This is a genomic window from Vibrio sp. 378 (assembly GCF_033339435.1).
In genome coordinates this window covers 1-874 of the sequence record NZ_JAWOUO010000285.1, presented here as the reverse complement: position 1 = coordinate 874, position 874 = coordinate 1, and the positions used below count along the sequence as shown (strand labels likewise).

General features: G+C 44.2%; 1 protein-coding gene. It reads left to right on the top strand.

Annotation, left to right across the window (positions count from 1 at the left end; all coding sequences use genetic code 11):
• On the top strand, positions 1-809 hold an 809-nt coding region (waaF, locus tag R7Q48_RS25740; RefSeq protein ID WP_318133004.1), incomplete at its 5' end, for a lipopolysaccharide heptosyltransferase II.
• Positions 810-874 lie beyond the last annotated feature (65 nt).

The window sequence follows — 874 nt, the reverse complement described above, 5'->3', positions numbered from 1 at the left end:
ACGCTTATATTCTGCCAAAATCAGCGAAATCAGCGCTGATTCCTTGGTTTGCGAACATACCTCTGCGTACAGGATGGAAAGGAGAGATGCGCTACGGTCTTCTCAATGACCTGCGTCCAAATATGAAATCCTTCCAATACATGGTTGAGCGTTATGTGGCTCTCGCTTACTCTAAATCAGAAATGGTTGATTCATCCTCTCTTGGAGGATTGGATACACTGCCTCGCCCTAGCCTGTCGATCAATAAAGAAGAACAGCAAACAACCATCAATAAATTCAATTTAGATCAAAAACGACCAGCTGTTGGTCTATGTCCTGGTGCAGAATTTGGCCCAGCGAAAAAGTGGCCGGAAACACACTATGCCGAAGTTGCTGCACAGATGTGCAAAGCCGGCCATCAAGTATGGCTGTTTGGCTCTCAAAAAGACCTAGAGACTTGTAACAATATCCGTGCACTTGTTCCAACACAGTTCCATGAACACATTCATGTTCTAGCAGGGCAAACCAGTTTAATTGAAGCGGTCGATCTTCTTGCTGCATGTAAAACGGTGGTCGCAAATGACTCAGGCTTAATGCATGTAGCAGCCGCTGTAGGTTGTAATGTCGTTGCTGTTTATGGCTCAACATCACCAAAGTACACACCACCACTGGCTGAAAAAGTTGAAATGGTTCATACCGATATCGACTGCCGACCATGTTTCAAGCGTGAATGCCAATACCAACATTTGAAATGCTTGACTGAGCTATCGCCAAAACAAGTCCTAGATAGCATCCAGAAACTCGAAGCCATTGCGACTAGTTCATGTTAATTCGAATTATTTATACGGCGCTGTTAGCGCTTGCCTCACCATTTCTTTTATTGGGCTTATATAAA